Here is a 1,084-nt window from a genome sequence, read left to right as displayed (position 1 = left end):
ACCCCCGCTGTTGTACGGCGGGTCGGTAATGACGGAGTCGACACAGCCGTCCGGGAGACCAGCGAGAACGGCAAGGGCGTCGCCCTGGTGAAGAGAAAAAGGCAAAGAGGAACCCCAAATCGGGTACGGAATCGTGGAAGTCCTCACGGCTTGGAAGATGTGGTACAGGAGCTCGGGGCCGCGAGGCGGGGGGATTCCAAAAACTGTAGAGGCGAATGCGTCGCCGCCCAAGAAGTGCGGCGATGACGTGCCGGATTCCGGTACCTCGCGCCGGATTTTTTGGTCAACCGCCAATGTGCGCCTACGGTTTTTCCACCGCCCAACGCCACCGCCTGCCTTCACGTTGGCGTCCGCTGGGGCGCCTCCACTTCCCCGCAGCGTCGAGTTGGCCAATAACTGCGCTCACCCGCCCTGGAGTCCGCACACGCGGCACGCCGGGAGCTACCCCTCAAGGACAGAGACACATGACATCTCGACACCCGCCTTGGCACGACAATCCGCGTAACCCTAGGTCGGGGCAACCCAGTTGAAGGTGGTCGTCGCCGGCATCGGCGCCGCTCTCCTGTCCCCTCTTCTCTTCGGCGGCGCGGCCATGATGGCGGCCTCTGCCAGCCAAGCCGCCACCGACGGCGCCGCGGACGTGTGCCTGCTGCCGCCGGATGCCGCGAGGATCGCCGACCAGGTCACCAAGATCCTCGACGGCGCGGACGCGACCAAGGTCCACATCGAGGGGCTCGACGTGCCGAAGGAGCAGATCCCGAACGCGCACGTCATCGTCGCCACCGGCATCAGCCTGGACATTCCCCACCGCGGTCAGGTGGTTGCCTTGGCCACAGCCATGCAGGAATCGCGTCTGCGTAACCTCGCCTACGGCGACCGCGACAGCCTGGGACTCTTCCAGCAGCGCCCCTCGCAAGGGTGGGGCACCGCGGAGCAGATCCGCGACCCCCTCTACGCGAGCGAGCGCTTCTACAAGGCGCTGCTGCAGGTGCGCGGTTGGCAACAGCTCACGGTGGCCCAGGCGGCGCAGGCCGTGCAGAAGTCCGGCTACCCGGACGCCTACGCGCAGTGGGAGCCGCTGGCC

Annotated in this window: 2 pseudogenes; one reads left to right on the top strand and one right to left on the bottom strand. The window is 66.8% G+C overall.

Annotation, left to right across the window (positions count from 1 at the left end):
* Window positions 1-105: pseudogene (locus KUM32_RS44270) on the bottom strand (site-specific DNA-methyltransferase); the annotation flags it as partial.
* A gap of 421 nt (window positions 106-526) precedes the next feature.
* On the opposite strand from KUM32_RS44270, the pseudogene KUM32_RS36035 reads away from it, so the two are divergent.
* Window positions 527-1,084 (top strand): annotated as a pseudogene (locus tag KUM32_RS36035) (hypothetical protein); the annotation flags it as partial.

It is taken from the genome of Streptomyces sp. AC627_RSS907 (genome assembly GCF_019049165.1).
This window is presented reverse-complemented; position numbering and strand designations above follow the sequence as displayed.